Raw genomic sequence first — 20,287 nt, forward strand, 5'->3', positions numbered from 1 at the left:
GACTTACTCCAGAAAAGCTTTCCCAACCGGGAAAGAAGAAAGATTGAACCAGTTAGCCAGACTCTGGCCCACGTCTGCGAAAGATTCGCGAATACCAATACTGCCAGCCGGTACACACTTGCCGTAAACCAACACAGGCACATGCTCACGAGTGTGCTCGGTACCTGGCCAAGTTGGATCGCAGCCGTGATCGGCCGAGATAATCAAAATATCGTCATCTTTAAGCAGGGCCAGCATTTCTGGCAAGCGCTTATCAAATAACTCCAAGCCACGGGCGTAACCCGCTACATCGCGGCGGTGGCCAAATTTCTCGTCGAAATCAACAAAATTGGTCATCACAATGCTGTTGTCCGGCGCCTCAATCGTGGCTTTTAGCGTGGCATCCCATAGCGCGGTTAAACCGCTGGCTTTAATGCCCTTGGTAATGCCGCAATGTGCGTAAATATCAGCTATTTTGCCGATAGAAACCACCGTGCCGCCCGCATCAGTCAATTTTTCCAGCACTGTTTTAGCCGGCGGTGCAACGGCGTAATCATGGCGATTGCCGGTGCGGGCGTAAGTTGCTGGTGTTTCGCCATCAAATGGACGAGCAATCACGCGGCAAATATTGTATTGCAGCATTTCTTCATGAGCGATCTGGCACAGCTCGTACAGCTTTTCTAAGCCAAAGCTTTCTTCGTGCGCGGCAATCTGGAATACCGAATCCGCCGAGGTATAAAAGATTGGCTTGCCGGTGGCGCGGTGCTCATCACCCAGCTTGGCGATAATATCGGTGCCCGAAGCATGGCAATTACCCAGATAGCCGGGCAGACCTGCACGCCTTACAAGCGTTTCCAGCAGCTCTGGCGGGAAGGTATCAGTTGGTTTAGTAAAATAGCCCCAATCAAACAAGACCGGCACACCGGCTAATTCCCAGTGGCCCGATGGGGTATCTTTGCCGGACGAAATCTCAAAAGCTGCGCCATAAGCGGCAGTCGGCTTAATCGTGGCGGATAAACCTGCCGGCACTTTGCCGCTGGCTAGGCCACAAGCCAAGCCCATTCCTAGCTCTTCAAGATGAGGGATTTTCAGCGGGCCGCTGCGATCAATATCGGCCTCGCCATTGAAACAACGCTCAGCAATATGACCAAGCGTATTGGAGCCTACATCACCAAACTTGTCTGCATCGGGTGCTGCACCGACACCGAGTGAATCCATAATCAAGAAAATGGCACGCATGGGAAACTCCTTACGCCTTTAGTAGGCTTTTAATCAATATATGTAGCGGCGCGGCATGCCTCACCACTCCACCTTTGGGTGTTAATAAATAATTGGATGACTGGCAAGCGCTGCCAAGCCATAGCTAAATGCCGCTTGTACTTCACGAACCGCTTGCTCTGCCGCTGCAGCAGTCTGTGCATGCACGATGGCCAGTGGCTCACCTGCGCCAAGCTGCTGACCAAGGCCACTAATTTGCGTAAGGCCAACCGCGTAGTCAAGCTTATCGCTTGGTTTACGACGGCCACCGCCCAGGCCCACTACAGCCATACCCAGTGCACGGGTGTCTATACCCACAATAAAACCATTTTGCACCGCTGGTACCGCAATTTGTAGCGCAGCCTGTGGCAGATATTGCTCTGGCTTTTCTATAAAATCAGCAGGTCCGCCCAAACCAGCAATCATCCGGCCAAATATCTCTGCCGCACGGCCGCTATCTAGCGCCACCATCAGTTTACTTTCTGCCTCGGCCTCATTCACCGCCAATTTACCCAGCACCAGCATTTCGCTACACAGCGCCATCGTCACCTGATGCAAGCGCGCTGGGCGATGTTTACCGCTTAGATAATCCAAGGCACAACGCACTTCAATAGCATTACCCGCACATGGAGCCAGTGGCTCGTTCATATCGGTGAGCAGCGCAGCAGTTGGCAGGCCTGCGTCATTGCCCACTTCTACAATGCTATCTGCCAGCTCACGCGATGCAGCTAGATTTGGCATAAATGCGCCACTACCCACTTTGACATCCATCACCAGCGCATCCAACCCTGCTGATAATTTTTTCGACAAAATCGAGCCGGTAATCATGGCAACCGATTCCACCGTGGCCGTCACATCACGAATCGCATAGAGGCGTTTATCCGCAGGGGCTAAATCACCTGTCTGGCCGATAATGGCCACGCCCACTTCACGCACCGTTTTGCGAAATAGCTCAGTGCTTGGCTCGGTGTTGTAGCCAGGAATAGCATCAAACTTATCTAGCGTACCGCCGGTGTGCCCAAGGCCACGGCCAGAAATCATCGGAACAAAACCGCCACAAGCCGCAATCATTGGCCCCAACAGCAAGGAGACTAAATCGCCTACGCCGCCAGTTGAGTGCTTATCCAGCACTGGGCCAGGTAAATCTAAGCTGCGCCAATCCAAAACCTGCCCAGAATCACGCATTGCCAGCGTCAGCGCCACTCGCTCATCCAACGTCATGCCTTTAAAATAAACCGCCATTGCAAAAGCCGCGATCTGGCCTTCTGAAATACTCTGATCGCTGATGCCGCGTACAAAAAAGCGAATTTCATCGCCACTCACCACACCGCCATTACGCTTTTTTCGGATGATTTCTTGGGGCAGAAACATATAAACCTCTAATGAACGATGTATGGCAGTCAACCAGCGGCTCACGCATTATGTAAAAGCGTGAACACACCCACCCTGCGTTAGGGTTCTTGACTCGGTGCCTATCAATACGCCGATTTTGCCGTTGCGCCTGCTTCGTGGCCCAAAGTGGTCAGCAAGCTACCCATCAGGCTGGATGCGCCAAAGCGGAAAGTCGCAGCTTGCGCCCAATCTGGCCCCATGATGCGATCCGCAATCGCCAAGTATTCCAGCACATCTTGTGCAGTGCGCACGCCGCCTGCAGCCTTAAAGCCAACCGCCTTGCCGCTGTCTTTAATCGCTTGAATCATGATTTCAGCTGCTTCTTGAGTCGCATTGACCGGCACTTTACCAGTAGATGTTTTAATAAAATGCGCGCCTGCAGCGATCGAAATTTCGCTGGCTTTACGAATCAGCGCAGCTGTTTTTAGCTCGCCGCTTTCGATAATCACTTTCAGAATTTTGTCGCCAACGGCTGCGCGGCTTTGCGCCACTACATCAAAGCCAACTTGCTCGTCGCCAGCCATCAGCGCACGCCATGGGAAAACAACATCCACTTCATCTGCGCCATTAGCAATGGCGGCGGCTGTTTCAGCAGCAGCTTCAGCCGGTGTTGGCTCGCCCTTAGGAAAGTTGGTTACGGTAGCAACCGGAATATTTAAGCCGTGAGCTGCCAAAGCTGCTTTTGCAGCGGGTACAAACTGTGCGTAAACACAAAGCGCGGCAGGATTGCCTACCGGAGTTTTAGCCGATGCAGCAAGCGCTTCGATTGATGCCACGGTGTCAGAATCGTTTAGCGCGGTTAAATCCATTAAATGCAAGCCACGCAGGGCAGCGGCACACAGTTGATTTTGAGTAGTCATCATTTTTCCTTTAACAATTATTTGAGCGGTTCGCCTCAAAGATGAAACGTTGTCTGAGCATGTTGGTTTAGCTAGTTTACTAGCAGCCCAGCTAAACCAAACCACCCAATTTATATGGGCCAAGCCCTTGCTTTAGGAATAAAACATTTCCGTAAAAGCCGCCTAACCATGTTGGGTTACGCCGCTGTTGACTAACTTCCAAGGAAAAAAATCAACAGAGCCTGCTTTAAAACCTTAAGAAATTGATTCATATTAATTTCCAAGGTGACCTGCCCGTCATCCCCGAGTGTTTTTATCGGGGATCCAGCCGCGCAGCTGGATTCCCGCCAAAGGCATGCGGGAATGACGGGTTTGAGCCGTATCCTAAGCCATGCTAATAAACAACCCAGCAATGGTTGCGCTCATTAGATTAGATAGCGTTGCAGCAGCAACCACACGCAAGCCATAACGGCTTACTTCGGAACGGCGCTCTGGCGCTACTGAGCCAAAACCACCTGCCAAAATAGCAATCGATGAGAAGTTAGCAAAGCCACACAGGGCAAAAGACAGAATCGCCAGCGTTTTAGCGTCCAATACTTGCAGGCCAGCAGCCGTTACCGATGCCGCGTCTTTAAGGTAAGGCGCTAAGCCAACAAAGGCCACAAACTCGTTCAAGATCATTTTTTGACCGAGGAAGTTACCCGCCAGCGCAGCATGCTCCCAAGGCACACCAATTAAGTAAGCCAATGGCGAGAACACCACACCCAGAATCAATTCCAGATTATATTCAGGATGGCCAAACAAACCACCCACACCAGCAACCAAACCATTTACCAGCGCAATCAAACCAATAAACGCCAGCAACATTGCGCCTACGTTCAGGGCAATTTTCAGACCCACCGAGGCACCAGCAGCACCCGCTTCGATCAGATTAGCCGGACGCTCATCATCAAAAGTCAGATCTTTGATTTCTACTTGGCTTTCTTCTGTAGTTGGACAAATGATTTTGGCAAACAACAAACCACCCGGAATCGCCATAAATGAAGCGGCAATCAGGTATTCCATGCGCACACCAAGGCCGGCATAACCCGCCAGTACCGAGCCTGCAATCGCAGCCATACCACTAGACATCACCGCAAACAGCTCAGGGCCGCTCATGGTTTTCATAAACGGCTTAACTACCGCAGGCATTTCGCTTTGGCCTAAGAAAATAGTCGTTACCGCTGAAAAAGATTCCAGCTTGCTCACGCCCAAGAGCTTTTGGAAGATGGTGCCTAGAATAGTAACGATCCAGCGCATTACACCGAGGTAGTAAAGCACTGAAATAAATGAAGTCATAAAGATAATCATGGGTAACACACGGAATGCAAACACAAATCCGCCGTTGCCAAACACCTCAAACATCTTTTTATCGACTAAGCCGCCGAATAAAAAGGATATTCCGTGATTTCCGTATTCCAATACATGATTTACAGCATTAGCCACATTCAGCAAAATATCTTTACCAAGTGGGATAAATAGCACAATTGCACCAATAGAAATTTGGGTTAATAGTGCGGCAATAATAACGCGGGGTTTAATTGCTTTTCGATTCATTGAAAGTGCAAAAGCAATCAACAATAGAACAGCGATACCGATTAGGCTGCGTCCAACTTCAAACATCTTCGTCTCCTGAAATTTCACATACCGCTTTATTTAGCGTGCGCTGCGGCTTGTTTTTTACGGGTTTTCACTCAGCCTGCAATATAGGCTTGGCAACATTTGAATAAATAAGGTGTTTTACCTATTCGACAAACACTAAAAACCAAGCTGAATGTTTAGCAACTCCCTTCATGTAAGGGAAATAGCTTGTTTTCAAAAAAAACGACACATAATAAATGTTTTTCACACAAGAAAACCAAACTTCCTCACCAATTATCAGGAAAAACCAATTTTCATCCGTTTATATTTTCAATTATCGTAAGAAATAAAATATGCTGTTTTATTTGAGAGATATCAAAAAAGGCACATGCTTTGTAGCGAGTGCCTTTTTTGATCGACAAATGACAATCTATACTTTTAAACTGAATAAATCCGCGAAATTTCATTTAAAAAAATGAAATGCTTAAATTAAGTATTTATATTAAAAATAATTTAACGATTATTTCTCACCCATTCTAACCATGGCTTAAATAATTCTGGGCTACGCGCGGCGACTACTGATCTTTGCCAGATATGATCTTGCCAATAATTATCTTGATGAATGCTGGCAATTTGCCCGCCAGATTCCAGCAAGATCAGTACGCCTGCAGCGTAATCCCATAATTTTTGCGAGCCATGCAGCATTAAATCCGTACGCCCAGCCGCCAGCCAGCACCAATCGATCGTCGACGAGCCGTAGTTACGCAGGCTACTAAATGGCGCAACACTGACCACCCGCGCAGGCAAGCGCCCGCCTAGGTACTTTGGCTCCACCGCGGCTACCGCCTCACACAAAGACTTAGGCATCTCGGTACGTAGTGGTAAAGATCGCCCATTCATCCATGCGCCGTAGCCTGCGGCAGCCGAAAAGCACTCGTCCAAGGCGGGCACATACACCACGCCCAACACAGGCCGCCCTTGGCGAAATAAGGCAATCGATACCGAAAAGTGCGGCAAACCATGCACAAAATTGGTGGTGCCATCAATCGGATCAACAATCCACAGCCCGTCTGCATGGTTTTCCCACAGCGCTTTTTGCTGGGCGATGCTCATTTCCTCACCCAGCACAGGGCAATTCACAATCTTAGGGAGCTCACGCTGCAAAGCCGCTTGCGATGCCATATCCGCCTCGGTAAAAAGGCTACCATCCTGTTTACGTGCTGATGCTACCTGCTGAAAACGCGGCATAATTTCTTCAGCCGCCACACGCCTAGCCAAAGCCACCAGATCAGATAAACGCTCAAAATCGCTCACAGCTTTCTCCCTTGTTTACCCCCCATTGTAAGGCAGTAAGATAGCTTTGTTACATGTGCACATGAAAACGCGGGTAGAAATTGTGACTCGTAAAACAGATGCCCCTCCTTGTGCGTTAAGTAATTTGACTTTGCATTAGCAAACAACAAAGAACGTAAGGGTCCACGATCTAAATATAGGGCTTAAATCCCCCCTTGAAGCACGCCGAAACGAGGAATAAGCGGCTCGGGATTTCGGAAAAGGGGTAGCGAGGCAGCGAGCGAGCAGCCTTTTTCGCCGAGCCGATTATCCGCAGTGAGGGGCTTTCGTGCTGGTCGGGGCGGCCTTCTTTGGCTTCGTTTCTTGGCCGTTCAAGAAAGGAAGGCCCCGCGGTGGCTACCGCTCCAAAATCAACGTGCCGAAGGCACTAAAAAGATCCTTCTCAATTTGATTAGCTCTTATGAGGTGCACCCGCGTATTTTTCAACATCGCTCGCGGGTTTAACCCGCCCTACAAAAGATCCCACCCATAAAAAAACCGCTCCCCCATCAGGAAAGCGGTTTTTGTGGGTTTTAATCAGCTAAAAAGCGCTAATTAATAAGGCCACTTCCAGTTTTTAACTTCTGGCATATCGTCGCCATGTTCTGCGATGTATTGGCCGTGTTCTACCAATTTATCCGACAGTTTTTGACGAACATGAGCGCCGATTTTTTGCAGCGCTGGCACACGATCAATCACGTCGATGGCTAAGTTGTAGCGATCCAGCTTGTTCACCACCACCATATCAAACGGTGTAGAGGTCGAGCCTTCTTCGATATAACCACGCGCATGGATATTGCTATGACCATTGCGACGGTAAGTCAGGCGGTGAATCAGCCATGGGTAGCCGTGGAAGGCAAACATCACTGGCTTATCGGTAGTAAACAGCGAATCAAACTCACGATCTGTTAAGCCATGTGAGTGCTCTTCTTCTGGCTGCAAGGTCATCAAATCGCAGACGTTTACAAAGCGGATTTTCAGATCAGGGAAGTGTTGGCGCAGCAAATCAGTTGCGGCCAGTGCTTCCATGGTTGGTACTTCACCCGCGCAAGCCATGACTACATCTGGCTCGCCGCCTTGATCGTTAGACGCCCAGTCCCAAATCCCCAAACCCTTAGTGCAATGGGTAATGGCTTGATCCATGGTCAGGTATTGCAGCGCTGGCTGCTTACCTGCAACCACTACGTTTACATAGTGACGGCTGCGTAATACGTGATCGGTTACGCTGAGCAGGGTGTTGGCATCTGCTGGCAGGTAAACGCGGATTACTTCTGCACGCTTGTTGATCACATGATCAAGGAAACCTGGATCTTGATGGCTAAAACCGTTGTGATCCTGACGCCATACGTGTGATGTCAGCAGGTAGTTCAGCGATGGCAAAGGTTTACGCCAGTTGATGGTGCGTGTTGTTTTCAGCCATTTTGCGTGCTGATTAAACATCGAATCAATCACATGGATAAACGCTTCGTAGCAGCTAAAGAAGCCGTGACGACCTGTCAAGTTGTACGCTTCCAGCCAGCCTTGGCAAGTATGCTCAGACAAGATTTCCATCACGCGGCCATCTTGCGCTAGGTAATCGTTGTTTTTATCGGCTTCAAGGTAATCAGCAAACCAAGTTTTGCCCGATACATCAAACACATCGTTCCAACGGTTGGATGCGGTTTCATCCGGCCCAAAGATGCGGAAGTTCTTTTGCTCTTCGTTCTCTTCCATCACATCGCGCAGGAATTTACCCATCACGCGAGTTGCTTCAGCGTTTACAGTACCTGGCTTGTCAAACGTAACCGCATATTTGCGGAAATCTGGCATGCGCAGATCTTTAGACTCTTGACCATGCACTACTGGGTTAGAACCCATGCGCAATGCGCCTTCAGGTGCTAATTCAGCCAGCTCTGCCTTGAACGAACCATCGGTATTAAATAACTCTTCTGGGCGATAGCTCTTCATCCAGTTTTCTAAGTTGTGAACGTTTTCTTCATCGATATCAGAAAACGGCACTTGATGGCTGCGCCAGTAATCTTCAACTTTCTTGCCCTTAATTTCTTTCGGGCCAGTCCAGCCTTTAGGTGTACGCATCACAATCATTGGGTAGCGTGGGCGAACGATAGGCTGACCAGCATCCATTTCTGCCTGTGCCTTAGCACGGATCGCATCCAGCTCGGCCATACACAGATCCATGGTCGCAGCCATTTTTTGGTGGATCTCGGTAAACGATTCATTCTTTTCATTGAATGTTTCGGTTTTCAGCTCAACAAAGTGTGGCTTGTAGCCGTAACCTTCAAATAGCTTGGTGATTTCTTCGTGGCTAATACGGGACAGCAACGTTGGATTAGCAATCTTGTAGCCATTCAAATGCAAGATAGGCAGTACAAAACCATCGTTCACTGGGTGCAAGTATTTATTGGAGTGCCAAGAAGCCGCCAGCGGGCCAGTTTCTGCTTCGCCATCACCCACAACGGCAATCACCGTTTGAGTTGGATTATCAAATGCAGCACCAAAAGCGTGTGAAAGCGAATAACCCAACTCGCCGCCTTCGTGCATCGAGCCCGGAGTTTCCGGTGCTACGTGCGAAGGAATACCGCGTGGGAAGGAGAATTGCTTAAACAGTCGTTGCATACCGGCGGTAGTGCGGTCGATATGTGGATAAAACTCTTCGTAGCTGCCTTCCAGATAAGTATTTGCCACTAAACCCGGGCCACCGTGGCCAGGACCAGTGATATAAATCATTGGGCTTTTGCGTTGTTTGATAATGCGATTGGCGTGAACATAAATAAAATTCAGGCCAGGCGTTGTGCCCCAGTGGCCCAACAAACGAGGCTTGATGTGGGCAAACTTCAGTTGTTCGGTAAGAAGCGGATTATCTAGCAAATAAATTTGGCCAACCGAAAGGTAGTTAGCCGCACGCCAGTAAGCGTGCATTTTGTCGATTTGTGCAAGAGATAGCGGTTGAGTCACGTAACACCTCGTCTAGAATTGCTGATCGGGAAATCTATTTATCAAGCATTTAAATGAGTACCTAAGCTAGCAGCCTGTCGGACTTAAGCGATCGTAGCGAGGGAAAGACCGGTTTGAAACAGATTTCGCGGGTTTTTAAGGCGAATAGCTGGCTATTCAACGAGAAAATGCGTGAAATATGGCCAAATCCGGCTTTTCCGTAGTAGATCAGTCTTAAGTCCAACAGTCTGTCTAGACCTTTGCCATCACTGTACGTTCCCATTTATTAACTTTTTGACACTTATTCCTTGCCCACCTGTTAAGGCCAGTGGTTGTTCTAGCTTCTTCACAAACGACTATACACAGCGCTTCATTTGAAACTTCTGACTAAGGTCAATGCTTTACCTTTTTCATAATAAATATTTATCACTGCGCCAAAAATCATTTAAAGCTAATTAGCCTCATCATCAAGTTAGCAAAACTAACTTTATACTTTACACCAACTTACGTAAAAATATAAAAACATTGCAAATACACACCATACCCAAGCAAAGCATCGTTAAAGCCTTTACTCAGAATAGGCGTCTAAAAAAATGGACACCTGCTAAGCAAGTGCCCATTCGTAATCATAAAACATGCATATTTAAAATGAATGGCTAAAGAATACCAAGGTCATCACAATAAATAGCGGCAATAATATTACGCATGACCAAGCCATATAGCCAAAGAAGCTAGGCATTTTAATCCCGCGGTCTTCAGCAACGGCTTTCACCATGAAATTAGGTGCATTACCGATATAACTTAATGCGCCCATAAAGACCGATCCTGCCGAAATAGCCAATAGAGTAGAGGCCATTGGGCCCATCATATATGCCGCATCGCCATGAGCTAGATTAAAGAACACTAGATAAGTCGGTGCATTATCCAAAAATGCCGATAGTAAACCCGTCATCCAGAAATACATATAATCAATTGGCCCACCGCTGGCATTGCTCACTGTATTCACCAATGACGCTAAATGCCCTGCCTCGCCAGCACGCAAAATTGCAATCGCTGGAGCCATAACAATAAAAATACCGGCAAATAATTTAGCTACTTCTAAAATAGGGCCCCAATTAAAATCATTACCGGCCCGCACTTGCTTAGGTGTGAACTTTAAAGAAACCAATGCCAATGCCAGTAAAATTAAATCGCGCATTAAATTTTGAATGGCCAACTCAGTGCCTGCAATATTCCAGCTAATCCCTGGCTTCCAAACCCCAGACATGACCACAGCAGCCACTACAGCAGCAATCAAAAAGAAATTGAATTTTCCATGAATTTTAATCGGCTTATCTTTAGTTTTATCAATCTCTAGCACGCCTTCTTTTTTGAAGTAATAGCTATCAATAAAATAAAACACTGTCAGCAATACCGCAGCGGCAAAAGCCACTAAAGGCAACATATGGCTAAAGGTCCAGAAAAAATCTACTCCCTTTAAAAAACCAAGAAACAAGGGAGGATCACCCAGAGGGGTTAAACCACCACCAATATTTGCCACCAAGAAAATAAAGAACACCACCACGTGCACATTATGTTTACGGTTGTCATTGGCTTTAATCAAAGGGCGAATCAAGAGCATGGCCGCGCCAGTCGTTCCCATAATCGATGCCAATACCGTGCCTAAAGCTAAAAGACCGGTATTTAGCTTGGGTGAGCCGTGCAAGTTACCCCAGACCAATATCCCTCCCGAAATGGTGTAAAGGGCAAAAAGAATCAAGATAAAGGGTATGTATTCAGCAATCATCGCATGGGCGATCACCCCTATCGAGACAGGTAAGCCAAACACCATGGTAAAGGGCAGCAAAAGGCATGCCACCCAGAATGCGGTGATCTTACCAAAGTGTAAATGCCAAAAATGAGGCGCAAATAAGGGAAATAGCGCAATCGAGAGCAAAATACCCACAAAAGGCAGTGCCCAAGCCAAGCTTAATTCTGCACCATTAAAATCAGCAGCCAGCGCAAAGGCTGGCAACACGCTTAAAACTGCAAAGAGGATTTTTTTCATTTTTGAATAAATTCTATTTTGTAACCATCTGGGTCTTCAACAAAAGCAATCACCGTGCTGCCATGCTTCATAGGGCCTGGCTCACGCACAACTTTGCCGCCTTTTTGCCGAACTTCTTCACAACAGGCATAAATATCATCGATTTCAACCGCAATATGCCCATAAGCGTTACCCAAAACGTATTGTGCGGTATCCCAGTTATGGGTTAGCTCCAATACTGTAGCGTTGACTTCATCGTCATAGCCTAAAAATGCCAGAGTAAAACGGCCTTCGGGGAAATCTTTGCTGCGTAATAAGCGCATACCAAGCACTTCGGTATAAAACTTGATAGAAAGCTCCAGATTGCCCACACGGAGCATGGTATGTAGCAAGCGCATGACGATTGTCCATATCATAGAAAAACTTGAGTTTACCGTGTTTCACTGCAATTGCAGCATGCAAGCTTTTACATAAATTCACGGTTGATATAAAAATACTCTTACTTTTCAATCGAGCAAAGATTGCATATTTAGCACCAATCGCCCCTAGATCCTTATAAATAAATAATGATAAAAATCAGTCACTAAGCGACGAAACACTGAGTTTCCGCTTGATTTAAGCTGTAAGGGGCTTGACACAAATTTAATTATCCTTATAATGCGACCTCTCTGAAGTGTGAGCGGGTCGTTAGCTCAGTTGGTAGAGCAGCGGACTTTTAATCCGTTTGTCGCAGGTTCGAATCCCGCACGACCCACCAAACACACCGTATTTGCAGGGCTGTTAGCTCAGCTGGTAGAGCAGCGGACTCTTAATCCGTAGGTCGACAGTTCGAATCTGTCACAGCCCACCAGTTTGAATACATCAGGAATGCCCTTTATGGGTCGTTAGCTCAGTTGGTAGAGCAGCGGACTTTTAATCCGTTTGTCGCAGGTTCGAATCCCGCACGACCCACCAAGAATACTAAGAAAAGCCCAGTCTTCAGACTGGGCTTTTCTTTTATCTGCTCCATACGTCCCTCACCTTCATAAACTAGATCCGCTCTATACTGAGATAGTTTTCCTCATGCGTGCTGTATTTAGGTTAAAATTTATTCTTACACTCCTCAAATTAGAAAAGCCCCCAACAACACATCGCATCAGTAAGATCAGGCCACTCGAATAATGGGGCCATTGAACGCAATAAACGGTATTTTATTGCTGCTACTTACTTTAGCAATCGTGCAAATCTACCGATTAAGGCGCAAAAAGCGCTACCAAGCACTGCTTGATAGCATTCCTAATTTAAATAAGCGCAGCCGCTTTGTAATTGTTAATCAAGCTTTTCGTAATATTTGGAATACCCGTGATCCAAATCAGCTAATTGTCAAAGATGACTATTTTTTATCTACGGCTGATTTAGCAGCCAATTATCAGGCCGACGATATGCGGTTTATGCAAGCTGCCAAAGCGCTTCGCTTCGAACACAATTTTAAACATTTTCGCGATGGCTCCCGTTGAATGGCGCTGATTAAAATACCGGTATATATGCACAGCCAGATTATTGGCACAGTAGGAATTACCCGAGATATTAGCGAGCGTAAAACAGCAGAAGAGCATTTATCTTGACTAGCACATCACGATCCGCTCACTCCATTGGGTAATCGCACTTATTTAGCCAATATACTCCAGCATAAAATTGATACCACTCAGCCATTTTTCCTTTGGCTTATTGATTTAGACCACTGGGGGCAGGTGATCAAGCTTGAACACAAGTAGCAGCCAATCTACTCACCTTGATACCAAAATATTCAGGCTAGGGTGGTAACGAATTTGTGTTGCTGGATCAAGCAGCAATGGCCTATGTGATAAATCAAGCCTTAATGCATGATCAAAGCCATTGAAAGCATAAAAGCGCTCAGCGCCGCAAACATCCCTTTGTGTTTATGGATGATTTTGGAACCTGTTACTCTAATTTATCTCTTATTTAACAATTATCTTTACCCAAATTAAAATTTGATCGCAGCTTAATTAAAGATATTGCCAATAACCAATCCCAACAGCGCGTGTGCCATGCGCTACTTTATTTAGCCAGCGCTTTAGAATTAAAAATTATTACCGAAGGCATAGAAACCCCTGAAGAAGCGCATTGGCTGTTTGCACAGAGCGTTTTATATGCACAAGGATTTTGGTTTAACCATCCACTAGTGTGCAATCAATGCCGCTCTTATATTTTCTCTGCTCATTACACGGTCTATAACAGCTTATTATTTAAACATTTAAACGAAATTGGATTATGCACATTTTTTTTCAGCCTAGGAGCTTGTCGGACTTAAGCGGTCGAAGCGGAAAATCGCATGATTAGAGACCAGATTTTGCAGCGTTTGCACTGCCAATAACGAGTTATTGGTCAAAAACACGGTGAAATATGGGCCAATCAGGTGATTTTGCAGCCGACTGATGCTAAGTCCGACAAGCTCCTAGCATTTTTAAGCTCCATCTGACTCGCTGCCGAGCTCGTACAACAAATAGGTCAGTAGGGAGCCGTCAGTGAGATGAAGCCTGAGCGGATCAAGCAAATGCAACAACCAAGCATGCATCTCGCATCCCAAGGCTGGGACGATGACGATGTCACTTTGTTTATAAAAAGAGAAAATGGGCAACTAGCAGCAAATGGGGCAAAAGCCCTCACAAAACTGCGAGCAGCCCAAGATAAACAATAGTGGAAACACCCTCACTATCAATATGCAATGCCATCAGCCCCATGCTGCCACGATCCACGGCGTTATTCAATTTAGCCCCGCTAGAGATCTATCAGTACGAGCACCTAATACTGGCTAAAAGTAAAACCATGGTGCTAAGGGGAGCTAGCTGCGCTTAGGAGAATGCAAATAGGAAGATGGTTACCTCCCCACCTATTTAAGCTGAGGGGCACAGCATGCCATGCCGTACCCTGACTAAGCCTGAATAAACCCGCGAATATAGCCGAGTAATTCTTCTTCTTGGTAAGGCTTGCCAAGGAAAGTATTTACTCCTAGCTCGAAAGCATAGTTTTTATGCTTATCCGCCGTGCGTGAGGTAATCATAATGATAGGGATATGGCGTGTACCCTCATTGGCACGCACATTCCGGGTAAATTCAAAGCCATCCATACGCGGCATTTCGATATCCACCAACATTACATCAGGTTTAATATCAGATAGTTGCTGCAAGGCATCCAAACCATCTTTGGCCGTCAGAACTTGGAAGCCTTCACGCGCCAATAAGCGCCCAGTGATTTTACGTACGGTCAGTGAATCATCCACAATCATCACTACCGGCGTGGTTTTCAGTGCTTCTGGGCTGATATGAATCGCAGTACTGCGCGTTTCCCCACGAGCTAACAGCGAAAGTGGATTCATAATCATCACCACGTCACCGTTACCCAATACTGTTGCGCCCGTTACGCCTGGAATCCGCGCTAATTGCGGCCCAATCGCTTTCACCACCACCTCTTGATTACGCAGCAGCTCGTCAACATGCAAGGCCATACGGCTGCTACCGCTACGTAGCAAAATGACGGTGTTATAGCGTTTTTGCTCTGGTACAGACTGCGTGTCGCCTAAAAGCCTTGGGAAATAGGCAAAGGGATAGCGAGAATCCATCCACTCTTGAAAGCGGTTTTCATAAATACTCTCTAGTGGCCCCAGCTTAATTTCCTGCACCTGCTCCACCATGCCAGATGGAATCGCATATTGCTGGCCATTAGCCTTCACCAAGACCACTTGCGTTACCGCCAAGGTCAAGGGCAGGTAGATTGTAAACGTAGTACCAACGCCAGTTTCGCTACTTACATCAATGTGGCCACCCAAATCCCCTAGCTTATTTTTCACCACATCCATACCAATACCACGGCCAGATAAAGTGGTTAAGCTGCTAGCTGTAGTGATGCCCGGCTCAAAAATCAGCTCAGTGACCATTTGATCACTGGCGTTGTTATTAATGAGGCCTTTTTCAAGACCTTTAGCACGCAAACGAGTTAAGTCTAGGCCCTTACCATCATCTTTTAGTAGCAAGACCAGCTCATTGCCTTCTTGGCGAACTTCTACCTGTACTTCACCAAACTCTGACTTACCTAACGCAAGCCGCTGCTCAGTGCTTTCTAAGCCATGATCGATAGCGTTACGCAGCATATGTTCAAACGGCGACATCATTTGATCGAGTACGCCACGATCGATTTCTACTCGGCCACCACGTAATTCCAAGTTGACTTTCTTCCCAACCTCTTTACCGGTCTGACGAGTCAGGCGGTATAGGCGCTCAGACAAGCTACTAAACGGCACCATACGTACCCGCATCAGGCTTTGTTGTAGCTCCTTGGTCATCCGCGCTTGTTGAGATAGCGCCGAACTAGAATCGTCATGGTTTTTCAACAAGTTTTGCTGAATAGTAGCCACGTCATGCACGCTTTCAGCGATAAAGCGGGTTATTTCTTGCAAGCGGGTAAAGCGATCGAATTCAAGTGGGTCAAAGTTTGCCTCATCCCCATCGTGCTCTTTCACCTTGGCCTGCATTTGCGATTCTGCTTGGATTTCCAGCTCACGCAGCTGGCTGCGCAAACGATTTACGTTTTCTGTTAAATCGAGCAGGGATGATTTCATCGTCAGCATTTCGGCTTCAATACGCGATCGCGCGATCGATACCTCACCAGCCTGATTTACCAGCTGATCCATCAGCTCTGATTTCACTCGGATTGTAGTGCTGGTATCCACCTCCACCAGCTTCGCCACAACGGGAGCAATAACCTCTTCTGGCTTCTTGCCACCTTTTAGCTCTTCGGCCAGCATTTGAATCAAATCAAAATCGGCATCAAAGGCGTCTAATAGCGACGAAGAATAATGGCTGCCTGCTGCCAGCAAGCGGCTTTCCATTTGATGGATCACCTCACCCATCCGCATCGCACCGGCCATACGCGCGCTACCTTTAAAGGTGTGTAAAACGCGGGCTAAAGCACGGGCATCTTTTTGATCTGGCTCTGGCACACGTAAGCCGCGCAATGACGCACTCATTTGCTGAATCAGCTCATCGGCTTCTTCAATAAACACCGGCAATAGCTGCTCATCGATATCGTCAAACTGCTCGCTATCTAGCTCCGCCTTACGCTGCAAGCCGTGCAAAGGATCTAAGAAATCAGGATCAATCTCCAGCAAATCGGCCAAGGCCGCATGCTGCTCAAACTCAATATCATCTTCAAAGTCATCCAATGGCCCAGTAGTGCTTGAAGAATCAACATCCAACAACCCATCTAATAATGGTGAGGCAATAGTTTTTAGCTCGTTTTCACTGATTTTTTTGGCTTGCTCTGCCGCCACTTCCAAAGATGACTCTGCTACTTGCAAGCCGTGTAAAGCCGGTTCAAGAGACGTAGCAATATCCGCTTCAGCCAAGTTAGGCTCAGCTAACAAGCCGTCTAATAATGACGATTCTAGATAAGAAGGCGCTTCAGCTTCAACGGCATGCTCAATATCTTCATTGGCCAGACTAAACTCAACAGCCAACAAATTTTCTAATAATGGCGACACTAGATGAAGAGGCGCTTCAGCCTCAACGGCATGCTCAATATCTTCATTGGCCAGACTAGGCTCGGCGGCTAACAAATTTTCTAACAATGGCGACGCTAGATGAGAAGGCGCTTCAGCCTCAACGGCATGCTCAATATCTTCATTGGCCAGACTAGGCTCGGCGGCTAACAAATTTTCTAACAATGGCGACACTAGATGAGAAGGCGCTTCAGCCTCAACGGCATGTTCAATCTCTTCATTGGCCAGACTAGGCTCGGCGGCTAACAAATTTTCTAATAATGGCGACGCTAGATGAGAAGGCGCTTCAGCCTCAACGGCATGTTCAATCTCTTCATTGGCCAGACTAGGCTCAACAGCTAACAAATTCTCTAATAATGGCGACACTAGATGAAGAGGCGCTTCAGCATCGGCTTCTAGGGCGTGTTCAACTTCTTCATTGGCCAGACTAAGCTCGGCGCTATCCAACAAGGGCAATTCAAGATCATCGCTAGCCAATGTCAGCTCAGCCAGTTGGGCATCACTAGCAAGGTCTAAAGCACTCTCTAATGGGGCATCTACGAGATCGCTGTGCAACTCGTGCAAATCTAAATCAAGTGGCGCTAGCTCTACGGCTTCATCTAAAGAAATTTCGAAAGGTTGAACACGCAAGTTTTGCAGTGCAAGAATTTCTGCCTCAGCAAAGCCAGGGGCTTGCAGCGCAAAAATTGCTTCTAGCATAGAAGCAATGCGATTAACCGCTTGCACCAACACCAGCTCGTCCGCAATGACCATTTCACCAAGCTGCTGCACCACATGCTCTAGGGTATAGGCTAACTCACCTAGGCTGCGAAAACCCGCCGTAGAGGCAATACCACCCAAGGTATGAGCCGCCAATAGATAGGCAGATGGGTCACTATTTTTATTTTGCAAGGTCGCCAGATACTGCGAAGCTTCATTACAAAATAACGCAAACAGAGATGCAGACACCGTTACGGTGCCTATCATCACTTCATCGCTTTCTGCTTGATCGGCGTCTACTGATAAATGCACGTGTTCTGCTGGTGCTGCAGATGCCTCGTCTAGCTGCGCTTTTATTTTATCTACCAAGACAATTAGATCACTTGCCTCAATCAGTGCAGAACCGGTGCTAGAAAGCTGCTGCACCCAGCCAGAAAACGCCCGATGCGCTTGCTCAAGCAAATCGAGAAGTTCGGCGCTTGCCGATCGTTCAATTTGCATCAGCTTATTCATAAGCTGCTCTATCGCCCACGCCACTTGCCCTAAGTGATTCAGGCCCACCATCCGACCACTGCCTTTTAAGGTGTGGAAACTGCGTCTTACAACGGTCAGTGCTTCGCGATCATGCGGGGTGTGTTTACAGATGCGTAACTGCTCTGCAATGCTGGCCAAGACCTCTTCCGCTTCTTCTAAGAACACTTCAAGCAACTCAGCGTCTACTGCAGCATCTGATACAGGTAAAGGCTTAGATAGGTCTTGCTGTGGAGGCACAACCGTGTTAATCGTTTCTAGTTCAGGCTCTTCTTCTAACACCTCAAGTAAACTATCTGCTTGTAGATTATTCGGCAGCGCACCGGAGAGTTTATCGATCATACCCAGCAAAGACGCCGGCTCATCGCGGCTTTGTGCAATATCATCCAGATAAAAACCAAGACTGGATAACCCTTCTGCCAAGAGTTCTAACTCTTCTTGAGCAGGCAGTAATAGCTCGCTACGAACAAATTGCTCAATCCGCTTTTGACATAGCTGTAACAGCTCAACCGCCTGCTGCTTATCCAGCATTTGCAATGCGCCTTGAATTTGGCGCAGGCTAGGCTCTACTTTAACCAACTCTGTATTGTGATCAGGATTACGGAACCATTCCTCCAATACATCTTCAACCATTTGTAAATTGCTACGCATTTCATGCGCAAGCTGCGCTTGCAATAAGCGCTCTTGTGCTTGGTGAGAAACCGCATCTAAATGAGGCACTTCGCTATTTAAAAATGGATTTAATAAGCGCTGGCTCATTGCATCCACTTGCTCAGGGAAATCATCAGCCAAGAGCGGATAAATAGCCAAGCCGTTATCGATTAACAATAGAGCTGTGGCCACTTCCAAAGCCTGCCCATCGCTAGGTGCCAGTTTATTTAAGCGATGTATCGCTTGGTGCAATGCCTGCCATAAATCATCTAAACCAGGAATGCTTAAAGGGGCTGAACGCGAGGCCAAAGGCTCAAAATCTGCCAAAAAAGCGGCAAGACGCTCAAACTGACCAGAACAAATTCGGCTCCAAGCGTCTTTGCATACTGCCATATCATCCCGCAAACTACGGGCCAGCTGCTTACGCGAAACAGCCTCAGGGGAAAGCAAATCAGCATCTTTTCCTGGCAATAAGCTATCCAAAGCAAACGCTTTACGTAGACCAAGCGCCAAAGGACTGCTTGTTTCTATAACCAACAAAGCATATAAAATATCGCGATACAGGCGCTCAGCCACCTTGGCAGAGCCGTCGCTTAGGCGACGAAGCTGTAAATTGAGCCGTAAAATCAGTGATTTAAAATCGACATCTACTGATGCGCAATGGCTATTTAATCCATCTAACAAGCCTGCAGCTGCCCACCAAAAGTGCCGAGAAACAACATTTGGTTGAGTCGCGGCAATCTCTGCCAAGCTCCTTGCCATAATGCTAGCAGCACCTACATCTTTGCTAATCCAATTTAGCAAGCCTGCCTCAAAACGCTGGCGGCGCAGCCGGATAAAGCCACTCATCTCTTCAGGAGGCAGGCTTTTCAGCGGCAAACCAAGTGGCAGTTCTAATTCGGATAATTGCGGGAAAAATAATTCAGCACCGCTTTCAGTCGCTTGGCGTAATGCCGCTAGCTTCTTAAAGCTAGCCAACAGTCTAAGCGGCTGATTAGGTGCGCCAGCGGAGAGCTGCTCTAGATAATGGCTGGCTTCAGTAATTGCACACTGAATTGCCTCTAAGGCATCAGGACTAAGCTCATCTGATACAAGCGCCTGCTCAATTTCTTCACAAAAACGTGCCAAGCCCGTGAGTTCTACCATTTGCACAGCGCCATAGGCCTGATGCAGAAAAGTACGGGCATGCTTAAGCAATGCGCTATCGTTAGTCTCGCCAAATTGAGCCAGCGCTTGCGCTGCTTTTTGTAATGTTTGCTCGATTTCGCTCTTGACCCAGACCAGAGAGCCCAGATCGAATTCGGTATGCGCGCTCATTTAAAGCCTATTTTTAAGTGACACATTTAACATACAAACTATTCTTTCCACGAAAAACACAAACATAACGAAAAACTTAATAAACAAGGCCATCAATATTAAATACGTTACGCGGCTCAACTTAGCTAGTTTTAGTGTTTTTCGCGGAAAATAATA

The 20,287-nt window shown here is 47.2% G+C and carries 10 protein-coding genes, 3 tRNA genes and 2 pseudogenes; 6 read left to right on the top strand and 9 right to left on the bottom strand.

The genetic code is table 11. From position 1 onward, the window contains the following. Positions 1–3: 3 nt before the first annotated feature. The 8 genes from C1H71_RS07970 to gloA form a co-directional block, all read right to left on the bottom strand. Positions 4–1,218 (bottom strand): phosphopentomutase, encoded by a 1,215-nt coding sequence (locus C1H71_RS07970; protein WP_130106074.1) that lies wholly within the window; start codon positions 1,216–1,218, stop codon positions 4–6. A gap of 81 nt (positions 1,219–1,299) precedes the next feature. Then, the gene (gene deoA, locus C1H71_RS07975; RefSeq protein ID WP_130106075.1) at positions 1,300–2,607 is read right to left on the bottom strand and encodes a thymidine phosphorylase; all 1,308 of its coding nucleotides are present in this window, start codon (positions 2,605–2,607) and stop codon (positions 1,300–1,302) included. A 104-nt stretch (positions 2,608–2,711) separates the two neighbouring features. Next, positions 2,712–3,488 carry a deoxyribose-phosphate aldolase gene (gene deoC, locus C1H71_RS07980; protein ID WP_223146015.1) on the bottom strand — a complete coding sequence of 259 codons (777 nt, stop codon included), beginning with the start codon at positions 3,486–3,488 and terminating at the stop codon, positions 2,712–2,714. A gap of 363 nt (positions 3,489–3,851) precedes the next feature. Next, positions 3,852–5,129, bottom strand: a complete 1,278-nt coding sequence (locus C1H71_RS07985) for a NupC/NupG family nucleoside CNT transporter (protein ID WP_130106077.1) — start codon at positions 5,127–5,129, stop codon at positions 3,852–3,854. A gap of 471 nt (positions 5,130–5,600) precedes the next feature. Then, positions 5,601–6,401, bottom strand: coding sequence for an inositol monophosphatase family protein (locus C1H71_RS07990; protein ID WP_130106078.1), 801 nt, complete (start codon positions 6,399–6,401; stop codon positions 5,601–5,603). A 573-nt stretch (positions 6,402–6,974) separates the two neighbouring features. Beyond that, positions 6,975–9,374 (bottom strand): phosphoketolase family protein, encoded by a 2,400-nt coding sequence (locus C1H71_RS07995; protein ID WP_262488415.1) that lies wholly within the window; start codon positions 9,372–9,374, stop codon positions 6,975–6,977. A gap of 622 nt (positions 9,375–9,996) precedes the next feature. Next, positions 9,997–11,400 (bottom strand): sodium:proton antiporter, encoded by a 1,404-nt coding sequence (locus C1H71_RS08000; RefSeq protein WP_130106079.1) that lies wholly within the window; start codon positions 11,398–11,400, stop codon positions 9,997–9,999. Beyond that, positions 11,397–11,777 (bottom strand): lactoylglutathione lyase, encoded by a 381-nt coding sequence (gene gloA, locus C1H71_RS08005; protein ID WP_130106080.1) that lies wholly within the window; start codon positions 11,775–11,777, stop codon positions 11,397–11,399. Before gloA ends, C1H71_RS08000 begins: the two co-directional genes overlap by 4 nt. A 283-nt stretch (positions 11,778–12,060) precedes the next feature. On the opposite strand from gloA, the gene C1H71_RS08010 reads away from it, so the two are divergent. From C1H71_RS08010 to C1H71_RS21925, 6 genes and pseudogenes are all read left to right on the top strand, one after another. After that, a tRNA-Lys gene (locus C1H71_RS08010) sits at positions 12,061–12,136 on the top strand. 17 nt (positions 12,137–12,153) lie between these two features. Then, positions 12,154–12,229: transfer RNA gene (locus C1H71_RS08015), tRNA-Lys, on the top strand. A gap of 28 nt (positions 12,230–12,257) precedes the next feature. Continuing rightward, a tRNA-Lys gene (locus tag C1H71_RS08020) sits at positions 12,258–12,333 on the top strand. A gap of 206 nt (positions 12,334–12,539) precedes the next feature. Further along, entirely contained in the window at positions 12,540–12,875 is a 336-nt protein-coding gene (locus tag C1H71_RS08025) for a hypothetical protein (protein ID WP_130106081.1), read from the top strand. A 123-nt stretch (positions 12,876–12,998) separates the two neighbouring features. Next, a pseudogene (locus C1H71_RS21920) lies at positions 12,999–13,133 on the top strand (hypothetical protein); the annotation flags it as partial. Between the two features lie 239 nt (positions 13,134–13,372). Continuing rightward, a pseudogene (locus C1H71_RS21925) lies at positions 13,373–13,690 on the top strand (EAL domain-containing protein); the annotation flags it as partial. Between the two features lie 621 nt (positions 13,691–14,311). Here the strand turns inward: C1H71_RS21925 and C1H71_RS08040 are convergent. Next, entirely contained in the window at positions 14,312–20,131 is a 5,820-nt protein-coding gene (locus C1H71_RS08040; protein ID WP_130106083.1) for an Hpt domain-containing protein, read from the bottom strand. Positions 20,132–20,287: the final 156 nt, after the last annotated feature.

Origin of the sequence: Iodobacter fluviatilis (assembly GCF_004194535.1) — a bacterium.
Lineage (GTDB): Bacteria > Pseudomonadota > Gammaproteobacteria > Burkholderiales > Chitinibacteraceae > Iodobacter > Iodobacter fluviatilis_A.